General features: G+C 76.4%; 15 protein-coding genes. 8 read left to right on the top strand and 7 right to left on the bottom strand.

The features are described 5' to 3' along the window. Positions 1-25: 25 nt before the first annotated feature. The 4 genes from JOF54_RS14595 (at position 26) to JOF54_RS14580 (ending at position 4,042) form a co-directional block, all read left to right on the top strand. A complete protein-coding gene (locus JOF54_RS14595; protein ID WP_210057121.1) occupies positions 26-2,092 on the top strand; it encodes a bifunctional copper resistance protein CopD/cytochrome c oxidase assembly protein in 2,067 nt (688 codons plus the stop codon). A 32-nt stretch (positions 2,093-2,124) separates the two neighbouring features. Further along, positions 2,125-2,691 (top strand): hypothetical protein, encoded by a 567-nt coding sequence (locus JOF54_RS14590; RefSeq protein WP_210057119.1) that lies wholly within the window; start codon positions 2,125-2,127, stop codon positions 2,689-2,691. A 74-nt stretch (positions 2,692-2,765) separates the two neighbouring features. Next, on the top strand, positions 2,766-3,515 hold the full coding sequence (locus tag JOF54_RS14585) for a YcnI family copper-binding membrane protein (RefSeq protein ID WP_210057117.1): 750 nt from the start codon (positions 2,766-2,768) through the stop codon (positions 3,513-3,515). Next, on the top strand, positions 3,512-4,042 hold the full coding sequence (locus JOF54_RS14580) for a copper resistance CopC family protein (RefSeq protein ID WP_210057114.1): 531 nt from the start codon (positions 3,512-3,514) through the stop codon (positions 4,040-4,042). The genes JOF54_RS14585 and JOF54_RS14580 overlap by 4 nt, the downstream gene beginning before the upstream one ends. Positions 4,043-4,051: 9 nt before the next feature. On the opposite strand, the gene JOF54_RS14575 is transcribed toward JOF54_RS14580, so the two are convergent. Together JOF54_RS14575 and JOF54_RS14570 are read right to left on the bottom strand one after the other, a co-directional pair. Then, complete coding sequence (locus tag JOF54_RS14575; RefSeq protein ID WP_210057112.1) at positions 4,052-5,077, bottom strand: NADP-dependent oxidoreductase; 1,026 nt, start codon at positions 5,075-5,077, stop codon at positions 4,052-4,054. 50 nt (positions 5,078-5,127) lie between these two features. Further along, positions 5,128-6,666, bottom strand: coding sequence for an NCS2 family permease (locus tag JOF54_RS14570; RefSeq protein WP_245358124.1), 1,539 nt, complete (start codon positions 6,664-6,666; stop codon positions 5,128-5,130). Between the two features lie 24 nt (positions 6,667-6,690). Here JOF54_RS14570 and JOF54_RS21580 point away from each other — a divergent pair, with 24 nt between their 5' ends. Then, entirely contained in the window at positions 6,691-7,008 is a 318-nt protein-coding gene (locus JOF54_RS21580; RefSeq protein WP_210057110.1) for a DUF2530 domain-containing protein, read from the top strand. Between the two features lie 3 nt (positions 7,009-7,011). Here the strand turns inward: JOF54_RS21580 and JOF54_RS14560 are convergent, their stop codons facing one another. From JOF54_RS14560 to JOF54_RS14545, 4 genes are all read right to left on the bottom strand, one after another. Beyond that, positions 7,012-7,533 (bottom strand): MarR family winged helix-turn-helix transcriptional regulator, encoded by a 522-nt coding sequence (locus JOF54_RS14560; protein ID WP_210057108.1) that lies wholly within the window; start codon positions 7,531-7,533, stop codon positions 7,012-7,014. Positions 7,534-7,549: 16 nt separating this feature from the next. Beyond that, positions 7,550-8,332: a DUF3027 domain-containing protein gene (locus JOF54_RS14555; RefSeq protein ID WP_210057106.1), complete on the bottom strand. Its 783-nt coding sequence runs from the start codon at positions 8,330-8,332 to the stop codon at positions 7,550-7,552. 67 nt (positions 8,333-8,399) lie between these two features. Beyond that, positions 8,400-8,783, bottom strand: a complete 384-nt coding sequence (locus tag JOF54_RS14550) for a cold-shock protein (RefSeq protein ID WP_210057103.1) — start codon at positions 8,781-8,783, stop codon at positions 8,400-8,402. Positions 8,784-8,882: 99 nt separating this feature from the next. Further along, positions 8,883-9,776 carry a LysR substrate-binding domain-containing protein gene (locus JOF54_RS14545; protein ID WP_210057101.1) on the bottom strand — a complete coding sequence of 298 codons (894 nt, stop codon included), beginning with the start codon at positions 9,774-9,776 and terminating at the stop codon, positions 8,883-8,885. A gap of 190 nt (positions 9,777-9,966) precedes the next feature. Between JOF54_RS14545 and JOF54_RS14540 the strand changes: the two genes are divergently transcribed. Then, positions 9,967-11,325: an MFS transporter gene (locus JOF54_RS14540; protein WP_210057099.1), complete on the top strand. Its 1,359-nt coding sequence runs from the start codon at positions 9,967-9,969 to the stop codon at positions 11,323-11,325. A 60-nt stretch (positions 11,326-11,385) separates the two neighbouring features. Here the strand turns inward: JOF54_RS14540 and JOF54_RS14535 are convergent, their stop codons facing one another. Then, the gene (locus JOF54_RS14535; RefSeq protein ID WP_210057097.1) at positions 11,386-12,360 is read right to left on the bottom strand and encodes a CPBP family intramembrane glutamic endopeptidase; all 975 of its coding nucleotides are present in this window, start codon (positions 12,358-12,360) and stop codon (positions 11,386-11,388) included. A 74-nt stretch (positions 12,361-12,434) separates the two neighbouring features. Between JOF54_RS14535 and JOF54_RS14530 the strand changes: the two genes are divergently transcribed. Further along, the gene (locus JOF54_RS14530) at positions 12,435-13,328 is read left to right on the top strand and encodes a hypothetical protein (RefSeq protein ID WP_210057093.1); all 894 of its coding nucleotides are present in this window, start codon (positions 12,435-12,437) and stop codon (positions 13,326-13,328) included. A 4-nt stretch (positions 13,329-13,332) separates the two neighbouring features. Further along, entirely contained in the window at positions 13,333-15,555 is a 2,223-nt protein-coding gene (locus JOF54_RS21980) for a helicase-associated domain-containing protein (protein WP_210057090.1), read from the top strand. The last annotated feature ends 2 nt before the right edge of the window (positions 15,556-15,557 follow it).

Genomic DNA, 15,557 nt, shown 5'->3' with positions numbered 1-15,557 from the left:
CGGGGGGCCTTCCTAGACTGTCGGGGTGCAGACCCAGACCGGGGCCGGGGACCGGAGCCGCGCCCGCGCCCGGACCGCCGACGCCGCCGCGAGCGCCACCGGCGCCGAGGCCCTCCTCGCCCCGGGACCGCGCCGCACCCTGCTGGCCGCCGGCGTGGTGGTGGTCACCGTCGGGCTGGCGCTGGGGTTGCTGGGTGCGACCGGGGAGCTCGCCGCCGGGATCGCCGACTTCGACCCGGGCGCGACCGTCCGCTACGGGCTGCCCGCCGTCCGCGCCGTCCACGACCTGGCCGCGGCGCTGACCACGGGTCTGCTGTTCACCGCCGCCTTCTTCGTCGCGCCCGAGCCCGGCAGCCGTTCGGACCGGCTGAGCGGGGCCCGGCGGGCCACGGCCAAGGCGGCGGTCGCCGCCGGCCTCGTCTGGCTCGCCACCGCGGTGCTCGTCATCGCCCTCACTGCGGCCGACGTCTCGGGCCAGCCCCTCGGCGCCCCCGGCTCGACCGCCATCGCGTTCTCCTTCGTCTCCCAGGTGGACCTCGGGCGCTCGCTGCTGGCCAGCGCGCTCGTGGTCGCCGTCGTCGTCAACCTCGTGCTGCTGGCCACCCGGGTGACGACGCTGGTCTGGGCGGCGGCGCTCAGCCTCGTCGCCCTGCTGCCGCTGGCCCTGGCCGGGCACTCCGCCGGCAGCGCCGACCACATGAACTCCGTCGACAGCCTGGCGCTGCACCTGCTGGGCGTCTGCCTGTGGGTCGGCGGCCTCGCCGCCCTGGTGCTCACGGGACGGCGGCTGGGCGGCCAGCTGCCCGTCGTCGCCGCCCGGTACTCCACCCTCGCGCTGTGGTGCTTCGTCGTCGTCGCCCTCTCCGGCGTCGTCAACGCCGTGCTGCGGGTGGGCTCGTTCGCGCAGCTGGGCTCGACCTACGGCCTGCTCGTCGTCGGCAAGGTCGTCGCGCTCGTGCTGCTGGGGGTCGCCGGCTGGCAGCACCGCCGGGTGACCCTGCGCCGGCTCGGCACCGACGGCACCGGGTTCGCCCGGCTGGCGGCCGTCGAGCTGCTCGTGATGGGCGCGGCGATGGGCCTCGCCGTCGCCCTGTCCCGCTCGGCCCCGCCGGTGCCCGAGATCGGCGAGGACTCCGTGGCGGCCCTGCTCGGCTACCCGCTGCCGCCGCCGGTCACCGTCGAGCGGTACCTGACGGCGTTCCACCCCGAGACGCTCTGGCTGGCCGTCGCCGCGCTGATGCTCGGCCTCTACGCCGCCGGCGTGGTGAAGATGCTGCGCCGCGGCGACCGCTGGCCGGTCCTGCGCACCGTCGCCTGGGTGGCCGGCTGCCTCCTGCTGGTGTTCGTCACCAGCGGCGGTCCCGGCGTCTACGGCCGGGTGCACTTCAGCACCCACATGCTCCAGCACATGACGCTGATGGTGCCGGTGCCCCTGCTGCTGGTCTTCGGCGCCCCGATCACCCTGGCCATGCGCACCCTGGCGGGCCGTCGTGACGGCAGCTTCGGACCCCGCGAGCTGCTGCTGAGCCTCGTCCACGCCCGCGTCCTGGCGGTGCTGGGCCAGCCGCTGGTGGCGGCGGCGCTGTTCACCGGCAGCCTGGTCGTCTTCTACTACTCCCGGCTGTTCGAGCTGGCGATGTTCACCCACACCGGGCACGTGCTGATGACGGCGCACTTCCTGCTCAGCGGCTACCTCTTCGTCTGGTCGCTGGTGGGGATCGACCCCGGCCCGCAGCGCCCGGCCTACCCGTTCCGGCTGCTCCTGCTGCTGGTCACGCTGGGCTTCCACGCCTTCTTCGGCATCTCCCTGATGTCCTCGGGCACCCTGCTGGCCCCCGACTGGTGGCACGCGCTCGGCTACACCGACGACGCGGCCCTGCTGGCGGACCAGCAGACCGGCGGCGGCATCGCCTGGGGCCTGGGCGACATCCCCTCGCTGCTGCTGGGCCTGGCGCTGGTCGTCGGCTGGGTGCGCAGCGACGCCCACGAGACCCGCCGCAAGGACCGCCAGGCCGACCGCGACGACGACGCCGAGCTGCGCGCCTACAACGAGCGGCTGGGCGCGATGTCCCGGCACCGCGAGCAGGGATGACCCAGCCGGGCGCGGCTCCTCTGCGCGGGGGCGTGCGCGTGCTGCGCGCCGGTGTCCTCGGCGGGGCGTCGCTGGGCCTGGCCCTGGCCGGCCACCTCGTCGGCGGCGGCCACCGGCCGCCGCTCGCGCTGCTGGCCGTCTGCGCCGCCCTGCTCGGGCTGACCGCGGTCACCGCCACCGCCCGCCGGGTGCGCCTCGTCGTGCTGCTGCCGCTGCTCGGGGTCCAGCAGGTGCTGCTGCACCTCGCGTTCGGCGCCGGCGCGGGCACGGCCGGCTGCGGCGCCGTCGACCCGCACGCCGGGCACGTCGCCGGCGCGGTGCTCAGCTGCGCCCCGGGCGGCACGGCCATGGCCATGCCGGGCTGGCCGATGACGGCGGCGCACGTGCTGGCCACCGCGGCCACCGCCTGGCTGCTGCTCCGCGGCGAACGGACGCTGTGGGCGCTGGCCGAGCGCGTCGTCCGGGCCGCCACCGCCGCCCCCGCCCCCCGCCGCCGCCGGGCCGTCGCCCTCGTCGTCGCCCCCGCGGCGGTCCTCGCGCTCGTCGCCCCGCTCTCCCCCGCCGCCCCGCGCGGCCCCCCGGTCCCCGTCCTGCCCTGACCTCCTCGTGCGCCGCCCACGGCCCTCCCGGCCGTCGACGCGGTGCGCTCAGCGCTCGACACCCAAGGACCCCCATGACCCCCCGCAGCACCGCGCGCCGTCCCCGGACCGCCGCGCTCGCCCTCGCCGCTCTCACCGGCGGCCTCCTGCTCACCCCGCTGGCGCTGCCAGCGGCCGACGCCCACGTCCGCGTCGTCACCGACGGCACCGCCACCGCCGGCGGCTACGGCGTGCTCACCCTCCGCGTCCCGAACGAGTCCGACGAGGCCTCGACGACGACGGTCAGCGTCCAGCTGCCGCAGGACACGCCGTTCACCTCGGTGCGCACGCGCCCGGTCCCCGGCTGGACCGCGGCCGTGCAGCGCGCCGCCCTGCCCGGCCCGGTCGAGGTGGGCGGCGCCACCCTGACCGAGGCACCGCGCACCGTCACCTGGACCGCCGACGACGACGCGGCCATCGGCCCCGACGAGTACCAGGACTTCGCGCTCTCCGTCGGCCCGCTGCCCGGCGCCGGGGAGGTGCTGCTGCCGGCCACCCAGACCTACTCCGACGGCGAGGTCGTCGCCTGGGACGAGCCGGTGCCGGCCTCGGGCGAGGAGCCGGAGCACCCGGCCCCCGTGCTGGTCGTCGCGGCTGCGGCCGAGGGCGGCGACGCGCACGGCGGGACGAGCACCGGACCGGGCACCGACGGGGCGGCGGCCACCACGACCGCCCCGGACGGCGCCGCGCGCTGGCTGGGGGGCGTGGCGCTCGCCGTCGCCGCCCTCGCCGCGGGCGGGGCCGGCGTGGCGCTGGGCAGCGCCCGGGCCGGACGCCGGCGATGAGCGGGCGGCGCCCGGGCCGGGCGGTGGCCGTCGCGGTGGTCGCGCTGGTGCTGGCGGTGGTGACCGCCGCGCCGGCGTCCGCGCACAACTCCTTCGTCGGGTCCGACCCGGCCGACGGGGCGTCGGTCGCCCGGACCCCGGGCGCCGTCGTCCTCACGTTCGACCAGCCCGCCGTCGCGCTGGGCACCCAGGTGGTCGTCACCGGACCCGACGGGACGGCCTCCACCGGCGCGGCCGAGCTGGTCGACGCCACGGTCCGCCAGGCCCTGGTGCCGGGCGCCCCGGCCGGGTCCTACACGGTCGCCTGGCGCGTCACCTCCGCCGACGGCCACCCCATCACCGGGGAGAGCACCTTCACCGCGCAGGCGGCGGGCACCGGGGAGTACACCGGGCCGGCCGAGCCGCCGGCCGCCGTCGACGCGGGCGGCGCCCCGGCCTGGGGCTGGGTGCTGCTGGCCGTGCTGCTGCTGGGCGCCGCGGGTGTCCTCGCGGTGCTCCGGCGCCGCCGGCGGGGGCCGCAGGACTGAGCGCCGGCCTCAGACCGCGACGACCATCTTCCCGGTGTTCTCCCCGCGGAGCATCCCGAGGAAGGCCTCGACGGTGCGGTCGAGCCCCTGCACCACCGTCTCGTCGTAGGTGAGCTCGCCCGAGCGCAGCCAGCCGCCGACCTCCTCGGCGAACGCGGCCCCGTGCTCCTGGGCGTACCAGGAGACGATGAAGCCCTGCAGCGTCAGCCCCTTGCCGACGACCTGGAACAGGTTCCGGGGGCCGGGCGGCGGCTCGGTGGCGTTGTAGACCGAGATGGCCCCGCACAGGGCCGCGCGGCCGCCGCGGTTGAAGACCTCGACCGCCGCCTCGAGGTGCTCACCGCCCACGTTGTCGAAGTAGACGTCGATGCCGTCCGGGGCGGCCGCGGCCAGCTGCTCGACGACGGGGCCGTCGTGGTAGTCGAAGGCCGCGTCGAACCCGTAGCGCTCGGTCAGCAGGGCGACCTTGGCGGCCGACCCGGCGCTGCCGATGACCCGGCCCGCCCCGCGCAGCCGGGCGATCTGCCCGACGACGGAGCCGACGGCCCCGGCCGCCCCGGACACGAAGACGGTGTCGCCCGGCTGCATCCGGGCCACCACGAGCAGGCCGACCCAGGCGGTCATGCTGGTCATGCCCAGCACCCCGAGGTGCACCGAGGACGGCAGCCCCGCCACCTCCTCGACGCGGCGGAAGCCGGCGGCCGGACCCTGGGCGACGTCGCGCCAGCCGCGGTCGTGGCTGACCAGGTCGCCGACGGCCAGGTCGGGCGTCCGGGAGGCGACGACGCGCCCCACCGCCCCGCCGGTCAGCGGCTCGCCGAGCCCGAACGGCGGGGTGTAGGACTTCGTGTCGTTCATCCGGCCCCGCATGTACGGGTCGACCGAGACGAACGCGTTGGCCACCCGCACCTCGCCCTCGGCCAGCGCCGGCAGCTCGACCTCCACCAGCCGGAAGTCCTCCGGCACGGGCCAGCCCGAGGGCCGGGAGACCAGCTCCCAGTGGTGGGAGACGGCGGTCGGTGCGGGGCTGGTCACAGGTGGTCCTCCGGTCGGGTGGCGTGCGGGACGACCGACGCTACCCCGCCTCAGCGGGCCAGCAGGTTGAGCACCCCCGAGGCGAAGTAGACGACGAAGGCGCCGGCGACGACCCACATGAGCGGGTGCAGCTGGCGGGCCTTGCCCCGGGCCACCTTGAGCAGGACGTAGCTGATGAAGCCCGCCCCGATGCCGATGGTGATGGAGAAGGTGAAGGGCATCAGCGCCAGGGTGAGGAAGGCGGGCAGGCCCTCCTCGACGTCGTCGAAGTCGATCTTGGTGACCTGGCTCATCATGAGGAACCCGACGAAGACCAGCGCCGGCGTCGCGGCCTCCGACGGCACGATGTTGACCAGCGGCGCGAAGAACATGGCCAGCAGGAACCCGACGCCGGTGACCACCGACGCGAGGCCGGTCCGGGCGCCCTCGCCGACGCCGGCGACCGACTCGACGTAGGACGTGTTCGAGGAGACCGAGCCGATGCCGCCCGCCGCCGCGGCGACGGAGTCGACCATCAGCACCGCGCTGAGGTGCGGCGGCGTCCCCTTCTCGTCCAGCAGGTCGCCCTCGGCCCCGACGGCGACGACGGTGCCCATGGTGTCGAAGAAGTCCGCGAGCAGCAGGGAGAAGACCAGCAGCACGAGCGGGAAGAACAGGTGGGGGCGGAAGCCGTCGGCGAAGGACGGGCCGAAGGCACCGAGGACGTCCACGTCGCCGATCAGCGACAGGTCGGGCACCGAGACGACGCCGTTGAGGCTGGGCACGTTGAGCGCCCAGCCGGTCGAGTTGTCGGCGCTCTTGGCGCCGGCCCCCGCGAACACCTCGATCAGCACGGCCACCACGGTCGTGCCGACGATCGAGATCAGCAGCGCCCCGCGCACCCGCCGGGCGTACAGCACGGCCACGGCGAACAGCCCGAGGACGAAGACGAGCATCGGCCAGCCGAGCAGCGAGCCGTTGACGCCGAGCTGGACCGGGACGCTGCCCGTGGGCTTGGTGACGATGCCGCCGTCGACGAGGCCCACGAAGACGATGAACAGCCCGATGCCGATGGAGATGCCGCTGCGCAGGGAGCGGGGGACGGCGCGGAAGACGGCGGTGCGGAAGCCGGTGAGCACCAGCAGGGCGATGACGACGCCCTCGACGACGATCAGGCCCATCGCCTGCGGCCACGTCATCAGCGGGGCGATGGTGAAGGCGAGCAGCGCGTTGATGCCCAGGCCCGCGGCGATGCCGATGGGGAAGCGGCCGACGACACCCATGAGGATCGTCATCAGCCCGGCCACCAGGGCGGTGGCCCCGGCGACCAGCGTGATCGTCGCGTCGACGTTGGCGCCCAGCACCTGGCCGCCGCCGTCGAGGTAGGGCAGACCGCCCAGCAGGTTGCCGGCGGCGTCGGGCGCCGTCCCGATGATCAGCGGGTTCAGCGCGATGATGTAGGCCATCGTGAAGAACGTCACCAGCCCGCCACGCACCTCCCGCGCGACGGTCGAGCCGCGGGCGCTGATCTGGAAGTAGGCGTCGAGCCCGCTCACGCGGCGCTCGTCGGCGGTGGCGCGGGGCGCCGGCTTGGGAGACCTCTGGACCATGACGAGCATCGTAGGATCTCGGCTGTGACCTCCCCGACGCCCTCGCCCGTGGCGGGACGGCCGGCGCACCGCCGCCTCGTGCAGGCGCCGGTGCCCGCGGTCGACGTCGACGGCCTGCGCGTGGTCGCCGTCGGGACCCTGCTGTTCGCCGTCGCCGCCGTGCTGACGGGCCTGCGCCGCGACCAGCTGGCGGTCCAGGGCCACGGCGACTGGTTCGCCGTCTGCCTCAGCGGGGCCGGGCTGGGCCTGCTCGGCCTGCTCTACTGCTGGAACCGCGTGCGCCAGCGCCGCGCGGGTGCCGCCCGCACCCCGGACGCCCCCACCCAGGGGACCCGCGGCTGAGGCCTACAGGTCGGCCGCGTCCAGGCCGGCGAGCACCTTCTCGAGCAGCTCGGCCAGCTGGTCGACCTCGCGGTCGGTGAGGGACTCCAGCAGGTCGGCCTCGACGAGGTCGGACTCCCGGATCGCGGCCGCGTACAGCGCGTAGCCGGCGTCGGACAGCTGCACCAGCACCCGGGTCCGGTTGGAGGGATCGGGGCTGCGGCTGATCAGCCCGCGCTCGACCATCCGGTCCAGCCGGTGGGTCATGGAGGACGGGGCGACGTTGGCCGCGGCCGCGAGCTGGCTGGGCGTCAGCGGGGTGTCCTCCCCGCTGCGGGCCAGCTCGCTGAGCACGGCCCACTCCCCGGTGGACACGTCGATGTCGGCCAGCTGGCGGTCGTACCACTGGTCGAGGCGGCGGGACAGCCGGTGCACGGCCGTCGTCACCCGCTGGACGGACTCGTCCGCCCCCGCCGCGACGAAGGCGGCGACGGCGCGCCGGACCTCCTCGACCTCGGACCGCTTCGCCGACCGCGCTCTCGCCATGCCCCCGACCGCCGGATCAGTCGAAGAGGGAGACGGGCTCGTCCCACTCGATGGTCTCCCAGACCGGCGGCGGCAGCTCCTCCGCCGGCTCCAGGGGCGGGACGGAGGAGTGCGCGCCGCAGCCGTGGTCGACGCTCACCACCTGGCCGTCGGAGGGGGAGAAGCTGTTCGCGCAGGCGCCGAAGAGGACGCCCATCCCGCCCTGCAGCCGCAGGAAGAACCCGCAGGTCTCGCACGAGCCGGGAGCCTGCTTGGCCATCGGGTTGTCGGGTCCGCCGTCCCCGGCGAGCCAGCGCTCGGCCGCCTCGTCCCGGCCGGTGCGGCTGAGCACGCGCTCGCGGCCCAGGCCCAGCTCGGCGACGACGGCGCGGGCCTGGCCGGCCTCGGCCGGGTCGGTGTCGGCCGCCCGCTCGCCGCCGGTGTAGCCGGGCTCCAGCCGCGGGTCGTCGGCCGGCGTGGGCATCAGCAGGCCGGGGGTGACGTCACCGGGCTGGATCCGCTCGGCCCACGGCACCCATTCCTGGGCCAGCAGCGCGCCGTCGGCCGGCAGCAGGACGACCTCGTCGAGCGTGGCGACCTTGGCCCGCGAGGCGCGGGCGACCGTCACCGACCAGCGCCAGCCGCGGTAGGCCGGGTGCCGGCAGGCGAAGAAGTGGGTGAGCACCCGCTCGGCGTCGGCGTGGTGGCCGAGGTGCTCCCCGACCCCCATCACCCCGGCGGTCTCGACGGCCGCCTCGCGCGCGAGGTCGACCGCGGCCAGCAGGATCGCGTCGGGCTTGGTGGTGCGGGTGGGAGCCATGGGTCCATTCTGGCAGCGGAGGGGCGGGCCACCGCGCACGGCGACCCGGGGGTGCGGAGGGGCCGGGCTAGAGCTCGAGCTCGTCGGCGACGGCGCGCAGCACGGTCGCCACCTGGGTGGCGGTCCGCGACTCCGGGTGCCGGCCGCGCCGGTAGCCGTTGCCGAGGCCGTCGAGCATCTTGATCAGGTCCTCGACGATGACCGTCATCTGCTCCGGCGGCTTGCGCTGGGCCTTGGACAGCGACGGCGGGGCCTCGACGACGCGCAGCGACAGCGCCTGCTCGCCCTTGCGGCCCTCGACGATGCCGAACTCGACCTTCTGGCCGGCCTTGAGACTGGTCACCCCGGGCGGCAGCGCGGTGGCGCGCACGTAGACGTCGCCACCCTCGTCCTTGGTCAGGAAGCCGAAGCCCTTCTCGGCGTCGTAGAACCTCACCTTGCCAACAGGCACGTCTGTCCCCAGTCTCGCGTCGTCGCCGGGAGCGCCCGGCACGGTCATCAGCCCGCAAGACTAGCCCCAACGCGGGGGGCTCCCAACCGGGTTCGCCCGCTAGCGCCGGGCCCGGTCCTGCGGGGAGGCGTGCGGCCCCAACGGCAGGTTGACGATGGCCCGGCTGAGCGCCTCGACGGGCTCCCGGGCCGAGCGCGGGTTGTCCACCAGGGCCATCTCGACGTCGGGCAGCGGCGGCAGGTCGAAACGGCCCGAGAGGATGCGCAGGTCGCCCGGCACCCGGCTCTGCGCCAGCACGCAGATCCCGATGCCCGCCCGGGTCGCGGCCAGCACGCCGTTGATCTCGCGGGTGTTGCAGGTGATCCGCCAGGTGCGGTGGGCCCGCTCGAGCGAGTCGATCGCGGCCGAGCGGCTGAGGCTCGGCGCGTGGTAGGTGATGACGGGCACCGGCTGGGCCGGCTCCAGCTGCAGCCGGTCGATGCCGACCCAGACCAGGCGGTCGCGGCGGACCAGGGTGCCCCGGCCGAGGTCGGCCTCCTGGTTGATGAAGATGAGGTCGAGGTGGTTCGCCGTCAGCCGGCGCGACAGCGTCCCGCTCTGGGTGACGGTCAGCTCGAGGTTGATCCGCGGGTAGAGCTGGCGGAACTCCCGCAGGATCGTCGGCAGCTCGCTGAGCGCCAGCTCGTCGGCCGCCCCGAAGCGGAGCCGGCCGCTCATCGCCGAGCCGGTGAAGTAGGCGACGGCCTCGTCGTTGGCGGCGAGGATCGTCCGCGCGAAGCCGGCCATCGCCTGGCCGTTGTCGGTCAGCGCGACCGAGCGTGTGTCGCGCCGCAGGAGCTGCCGCTTGCAGGCCTCCTCCAGCCGGCGCACGTGCTGGGAGACCGTCGGCTGGCTGAGCCCCAGCTGCTCGGCGGCCCGGGTGAAGCTGAGCCCGTTGGCCACCGTCAGGAAGGTGCGCAGCAGCACCGGGTCGAAGTTCGTCCCCCCCGCCACGGCCGGCCTCCTCGCCCACTCATCACGAAACGCAATGAGAAATATAGTGTCGATCCGGTCGTCGAATGAAGTACGGCTATCGTACGTTGGGACGGTCGACTCAGCGCCGAGCCGGAGATCCCCGTGAGCACCGAGGCCCAGGCGGCCCGTGCTCCGTGCCGTCCTCGTCCTGCTGAATTGGGTGAACCCTGTGTCCGCGGCCACTGCCGAACACGCCCCGACGTCCCCGTCGACCTCCCCGTCCGCTCCCCCCGCCCCGGCGCCCGGCCGTCCCCGGCGGTCCTGGCCGCGCTCGCTCGCCGCGCTGGAGGTCCGCGACTACCGGCTCTACCTGTCGTCGCAGATGGTCGCGACGACCGGCCTGTGGATGCAGCGGATCGCGCAGGACTGGCTGGTGCTGGAGCTGACCGGGAGCGTCACCGCCGTGGGCGTCGCCGTCGCGCTCCAGTTCCTGCCCGTCCTGCTCTTCGGGATGTGGGGCGGCGTGCTGGCCGACCGCTACCCGAAGCGGACGATCCTCATCATCACCCAGTCGGTGGCCGCGCTGATGGCGCTGACGCTGGGCACCCTGGCCCTCACCGGGACGATCCAGGCGTGGCACGTCTTCCTCGTGGCCACCGCGCTGGGCTTCGTCACCGTGGTGGACAACCCGACCCGGCAGGTCTTCGTCTCCGAGCTGGTGGGCCACACCCACATCCGCAACGCCGTCAGCCTCAACTCCTCGGTGTTCCAGCTGGGCGCCCTCGTCGGCCCGGCCGCGTCCGGCGCCCTGATCAGCGCCGTCGGCCAGGGCTGGTCCTTCCTGCTCAACGCCGCCTCCTGCCTGCTGGTGGTGACGATGGTGGCGGTCATCCGCCCCACCGCCGCCCCGGCGCTGGCCCCCGGGGCCCGCAAGGGCCAGCTCAAGGACGGCCTGCGCTACATCCGGCGCACCTCCGAGGTGGGCTGGTCGATCGTCCTGGCCGCCACCATCGGTCTCTTCGGCCTCAACATGCCGGTGATCCTCGCGGCCTTCGCCGACGACGTGTTCACCGCCGGTGTCAGCGGCTACAGCCTCTTCAACTCCCTCACCGCCGTCGGCGCGCTGAGCGGAGCCATCCTCTCGGCCCGGCGCCAGTCGAGCCCCCGGCTGCGCGTGCTCACCGGGACCCTGGTGGCCCTGGGCGTCGTGCTGATGGTCGCCTCCGTGGCGCCCAGCGTCTGGCTGTTCTGCCTGGTCCTGGTGTTCGTCGGGTTCGCCACCCTGCAGTTCCTCACCGGGGCGAACTCCCTGGTGCAGACGACCTGCACCCCCACCGTCCGCGGCCGGGTGATGAGCGTCTACCTCATGGTCCTGCTGGGCGGGCAGGCCATCGGCGGCCCGACCGTCGGCTGGCTCGTCGACCACATCGGGGCGCGGGAGAGCATGCTCGCCTGCGGCGCGATGGTGGCCCTGGTCTCCACCGCCGCCGGGCTGGCCATGGCCCGCCGCTCGCACCTGACCCTCGAGGTCACCGTGCGGCGCGGCACCGGCCGGCTGCCCGTCCACATCGTGCCGTCGGACCACTAGCCCCGCACGCCGGGGCCGGGGCGCACGCGCCCGGGGGGCGGGGCCGGCGGTCGGGCCGGCTCAGCCCTCCTGGCGCGCCGCCGGCCGCAGCCGCCGGGTGAGCACGAGGACGGCGACCGCGGCGGCCATCAGGACCCAGCCGGGCCAGCCCAGCAGGCCGACGGCGACCGAGGACGGCCGCTGGCCGGCGGCGGCGACCAGCAGCGGGAGGCCGCCGGCGGCGTTGACCGCGCCGTGGGCCAGGCTGGGCCCGGCGACACCGCCCGAGGCCGCCCGCACCCACTCCAGCAGCGCGGCCAGCAGCGTGGTGAAAACCGCCATCAGGCCGAGCGCGGCCAGCGGCGCCACGTCGGGGTAGTTGTAGCCCAGCAGCACCACCGGCGCGTGCCAGGTGCCCCAGACGACGCCGGTGACGAGCACGACCTCGGCCCGACGGCGGTCCCGCAGCGCGTCGCGCAGGAAGCCGCGCCAGCCGAGCTCCTCCCCGGCCGCGGCGACGCCGTTGAGGAACGGGGCGAAGAGCAGCTGCACCAGGGTCACCGCGACCAGGACGGTGACCGGCAGCGGCAGCGGACCCAGCGCCTCGAGGGTCTCGGCGTAGCCGGAGAACCCGCGGAGGTCCAGCACGAGCGTGCCGGCGACCGCCGAGAGCGCCACGGCCGCCGCGCTCAGCAGCAGCGGGCCGAGCCAGGCGACGACCAGCACGCCCCAGCCCCGCCGCCACGGCACGGCCAGCCCGAGCACCGTCCGCAGCGGGCGCCCGTCGGGCAGCAGCCGCGCCGTCAGCACGGCCGCGAGCGCCGGCGTGGTCATCATCAGCAGGATGAACGCCGGCGCGGGCGGCCAGGCCAGGCCCCGGCCGCCGGTCCACAGCGGCAGGCAGACGACCCAGGCGAGCGCGTCGGCGAGCAGCACGAAGACGACGGCGCGGACGAGCCGGGGGGCGGGGCGCCGGGTGCCGGCCGGGCCCGGTGCGGCGGGGCCGGCCGTCGCGGGTCCCGGGCCGGTGGGGGGCAGCGCGGGGGTCGGGTCCACGGCGGCCAGGGTAGGCCGTCGGCGCCCCGCCGACCCGGCCCGGACCCGACCCGCGCCGACCTAGGATGGACGCCATGGCCACCTGGGAGGACGGACCCGAGTACGCGCCGCTCGAGCGCCCGGCCGAGTTCACCACCCCGGCGGCCGAGCCGCTGGACGTCGCCCCGCCGCGCTACCAACCGGCCGCGGGCGCGCCGGTCGAGCGTCCCCGGTTCGACGGGCCCGACGCCCCCGTGCCCCCGCTGGCCGCGCTCGTCCCCGTCGTCGCCGACCTCCGCGACCCCGAGCAGCCGTTCGACGTCGTCTCGAGCACCCTGACCCCGGGCTCGGCCTGGGGCTCCGCGCACGGCGGCAGCCTGGCGCCCGCCGCCGCCCCGGCCGCGCCCGCTCCGACCACCCTCGCGCCCGGCGCCCCGGCGGCGCTCCCCAGCGCCTACGCCCCCGGCGCCATCCCCGCGCCGGCCCCGGTCGCGCCCCAGCAGTGGCCCGAGCCCGCGCCCGTCCCCGGCGGCCTCCCGCCGGCCGGCCCCGGGCCCTACCCGTCGCCGGGCACCCCGCAGTGGTTCGGCCCCGGCTCCTACGGCGAGCAGCCCGGGGGGTCCCGCGTCTACGCCCGCCGGGTGCTGGAGGCCGCGACCCCGGGGCTGGTGGTGGCGCTGGCGATCGGCGCCGTCGTCTTCGTCCTCTCCCCCCTGATGGTCGTGGCGGCCTTCGCGCTGCGCTCCCGCGTCCGGGTCGCCCAGCAGCAGGTCCGCAACACGCTGGCGGTCGCCCTGGGCGCCGTCGGGTTCTTCGCGCTCGTCGGGCTGGTCCGCGGGCCGCTGGACGCCAACGCGTGGTGGTCCTTCGTCGGCGGCTGGTCCCTGCTGGTCTGCTGGTTCACCCTCATCACCGTCGGGGCGCTGGTGTACCGCGCGCTGAAGCGCGGCACCGGCACGCCGCCGGCCACCCCGAACCCCTGGCGCTGACCCGGTGCCCTCCCGCCGCACGGCGGCCCCCGCCCGGCCGCGCACCCTCACCGAGGCGCTCCGGGCCCTGACGGCCGAGCAGCTCACCGAGCTGCTGCGGCTGCGGCCCGACCTCACCTACCCGCTGCCCCACGACCTCACCGAGCTGGCCTCGCGCTCGACGACCGGCACCTCGGTGGCCCGGGCCGTCGACGCCCTCGACGCCTGGTGCCGGCTGGTGGCCGAGGCCCTGGCGGCCTGCCCCGACCCCGCCTCGACCGGCGACGTGACCGCCCTGCTGGGCGAGCCGGCCGCGGTGGCGCGCGCCGTCGCGGAGCTCCGCCGGCGCGCCCTGCTGTGGGGGGCCGACGACCAGCTGCACCTCGTCCGCCCCGTCCGCGAGGTGTTCGAGCCCTACCCCGGCGGGCTGGCCCCGCCCTCCCCGCGACCGCTCACCCGCACGCAGGTCGACGAGGCGCTCGCCGCCTGCGACCCGGCCGTGCGGCCCGTGCTGGACCGGCTGCTGTGGTCGCCGACCGGTGCGGTCCGCAACGCCGAGCGCGCCGTCGCCGTCGACGCCGCGCGCTCCCCCGTGGAGCAGCTGCTCTCCCGCGGCCTGCTGCGCCCGCTCGACGCCGACACGGTCGTGCTGCCCCGCGAGGTGTCGCTGGTGCTGCGCGGCGGCCGGTTCAGCCGCGAGCCGGTGCCGTCCGCGGCGCCGGGCATCTCCGGGCGCGTCCGCACCCCGCGGCTGGTGGACTCCGCCGCGGCCGGTGCCGCCTTCGGGCTGCTGCACGACGTCGAGCTGGCGGTGCACGCGGTGGAGACCGTGCCGCACCGGCTGCTGCGCACCGGCGGGGTCTCGGCCCGCGACGTCACCGCCCTGGGCCGCCGGCTGGGCACCGACGCCGCCCACGCCACCTTCGTGCTGGAGTGCGCGGCGGCCGCCGGGCTCGTCGCCCCCGGCGGCAACCTCTGCCTGCTGCCGACGGCCGACTTCGACCGCTGGGCCGGCCAGGACGGCCCCACCCGCTGGCTGCTGCTGGCCCGCCGCTGGCTGGGCGCGCCCCGCTGGTTCGCCGCCTCCGCCGAGCCGGGCACGCACGCGCTGGGGCCCGAGGCCGACGCGTCGTCCGCGCCGGCGGTCCGCGCCCTGCTGCTCGGGCTGGCCGCCGGCCTGGAGCCCGGCACCGTCCCCGACCTCGAGGAGCTGACGGCGGCGCTGGCCTGGCACCGGCCGCGGCTGGCCCGCGGCCCCGTCGACGCGGGCACGCTGGTCGACTGGACGTGGCGCGAGGCCGGCTGGCTGGGCCTGGTCGCCCTGGGCGGGGTGAGCGCCTTCGCCGCCAGCCTGGACCGCGCCGACGCCGTCCTGCCCGCCGAGCTGGCCGGGCTGTTCCCCGAGCCGGTGCAGGAGGTGATCCTGCAGGCCGACCTGACCGCCGTCGCCCCGGGTCCGCTGGCCCACGACGTGGCCGGGGAGCTCCGGCTGCTCGCCGAGCAGGAGTCGCGCGGCGGCGGCGGGGTCTACCGGTTCAGCGACGGCTCGCTGCGGCGCGCCTTCGACGTCGGCTGGTCCGCGGCCGAGGTGCACGCCTGGCTCGCCGAGCACTCCGCGACGCCGGTCCCGCAGCCGCTGGCCTACCTCGTCGACGACGTCGCCCGCCGGCACGGCAGCATCCGGGTCGGCAGCGCGCTGTCGTACCTGCGCACCGACGACGCCACCGAGGCGGCCTCGCTGCTCGGCCACCCGGGGGCGGCGGCGCTGGGGCTGCGCGCGGTGGCGCCCGGGGTGCTGGTCGCCGGCGTCGAGCCCGCCGAGCTCGTCGCCTTCCTGCACGGCCTGGGCCAGACCCCGGCCGTCGAGGACGAGGGCGGCCGGACGATGACGCCGCCGCCGGGCCAGCGCGCCGCCCGGCCGGCCGCGCACGACGCTCCTCCCGCCGTCCGGCCCGAGGAGGTGGCCGCGTCGGTGCTGGCCGCCGAGCGCGACCACCCGCGACGCCAGGCCGAGGACGGGGCCGACAGCACCGAGCAGACCCTGGAACGGCTGCGGGTCGCCACCCAGCAGGCCGCCCCGGTCTGGGTCGCCTGGGTGGCCGCGGACGGCAGCGCCACCGAGCGCGAGCTGGCCCCGCTGGACCTCACGGGGGGCGCCGTCCGCGCCGTCGACCGCTCCAGCGCCCAGGTCGTCACCATCCCGCTGGGGCGGATCTCGCGGGTCGGCGCGGGACCCAGCGACGGCTGAGG

Source organism: Microlunatus capsulatus (assembly GCF_017876495.1).
In the GTDB taxonomy this organism is placed as follows: domain Bacteria; phylum Actinomycetota; class Actinomycetes; order Propionibacteriales; family Propionibacteriaceae; genus Microlunatus; species Microlunatus capsulatus.
The sequence above is the reverse complement of the archived record's forward strand: the minus strand, read 5'-3'. Positions and strand labels throughout refer to the sequence as shown.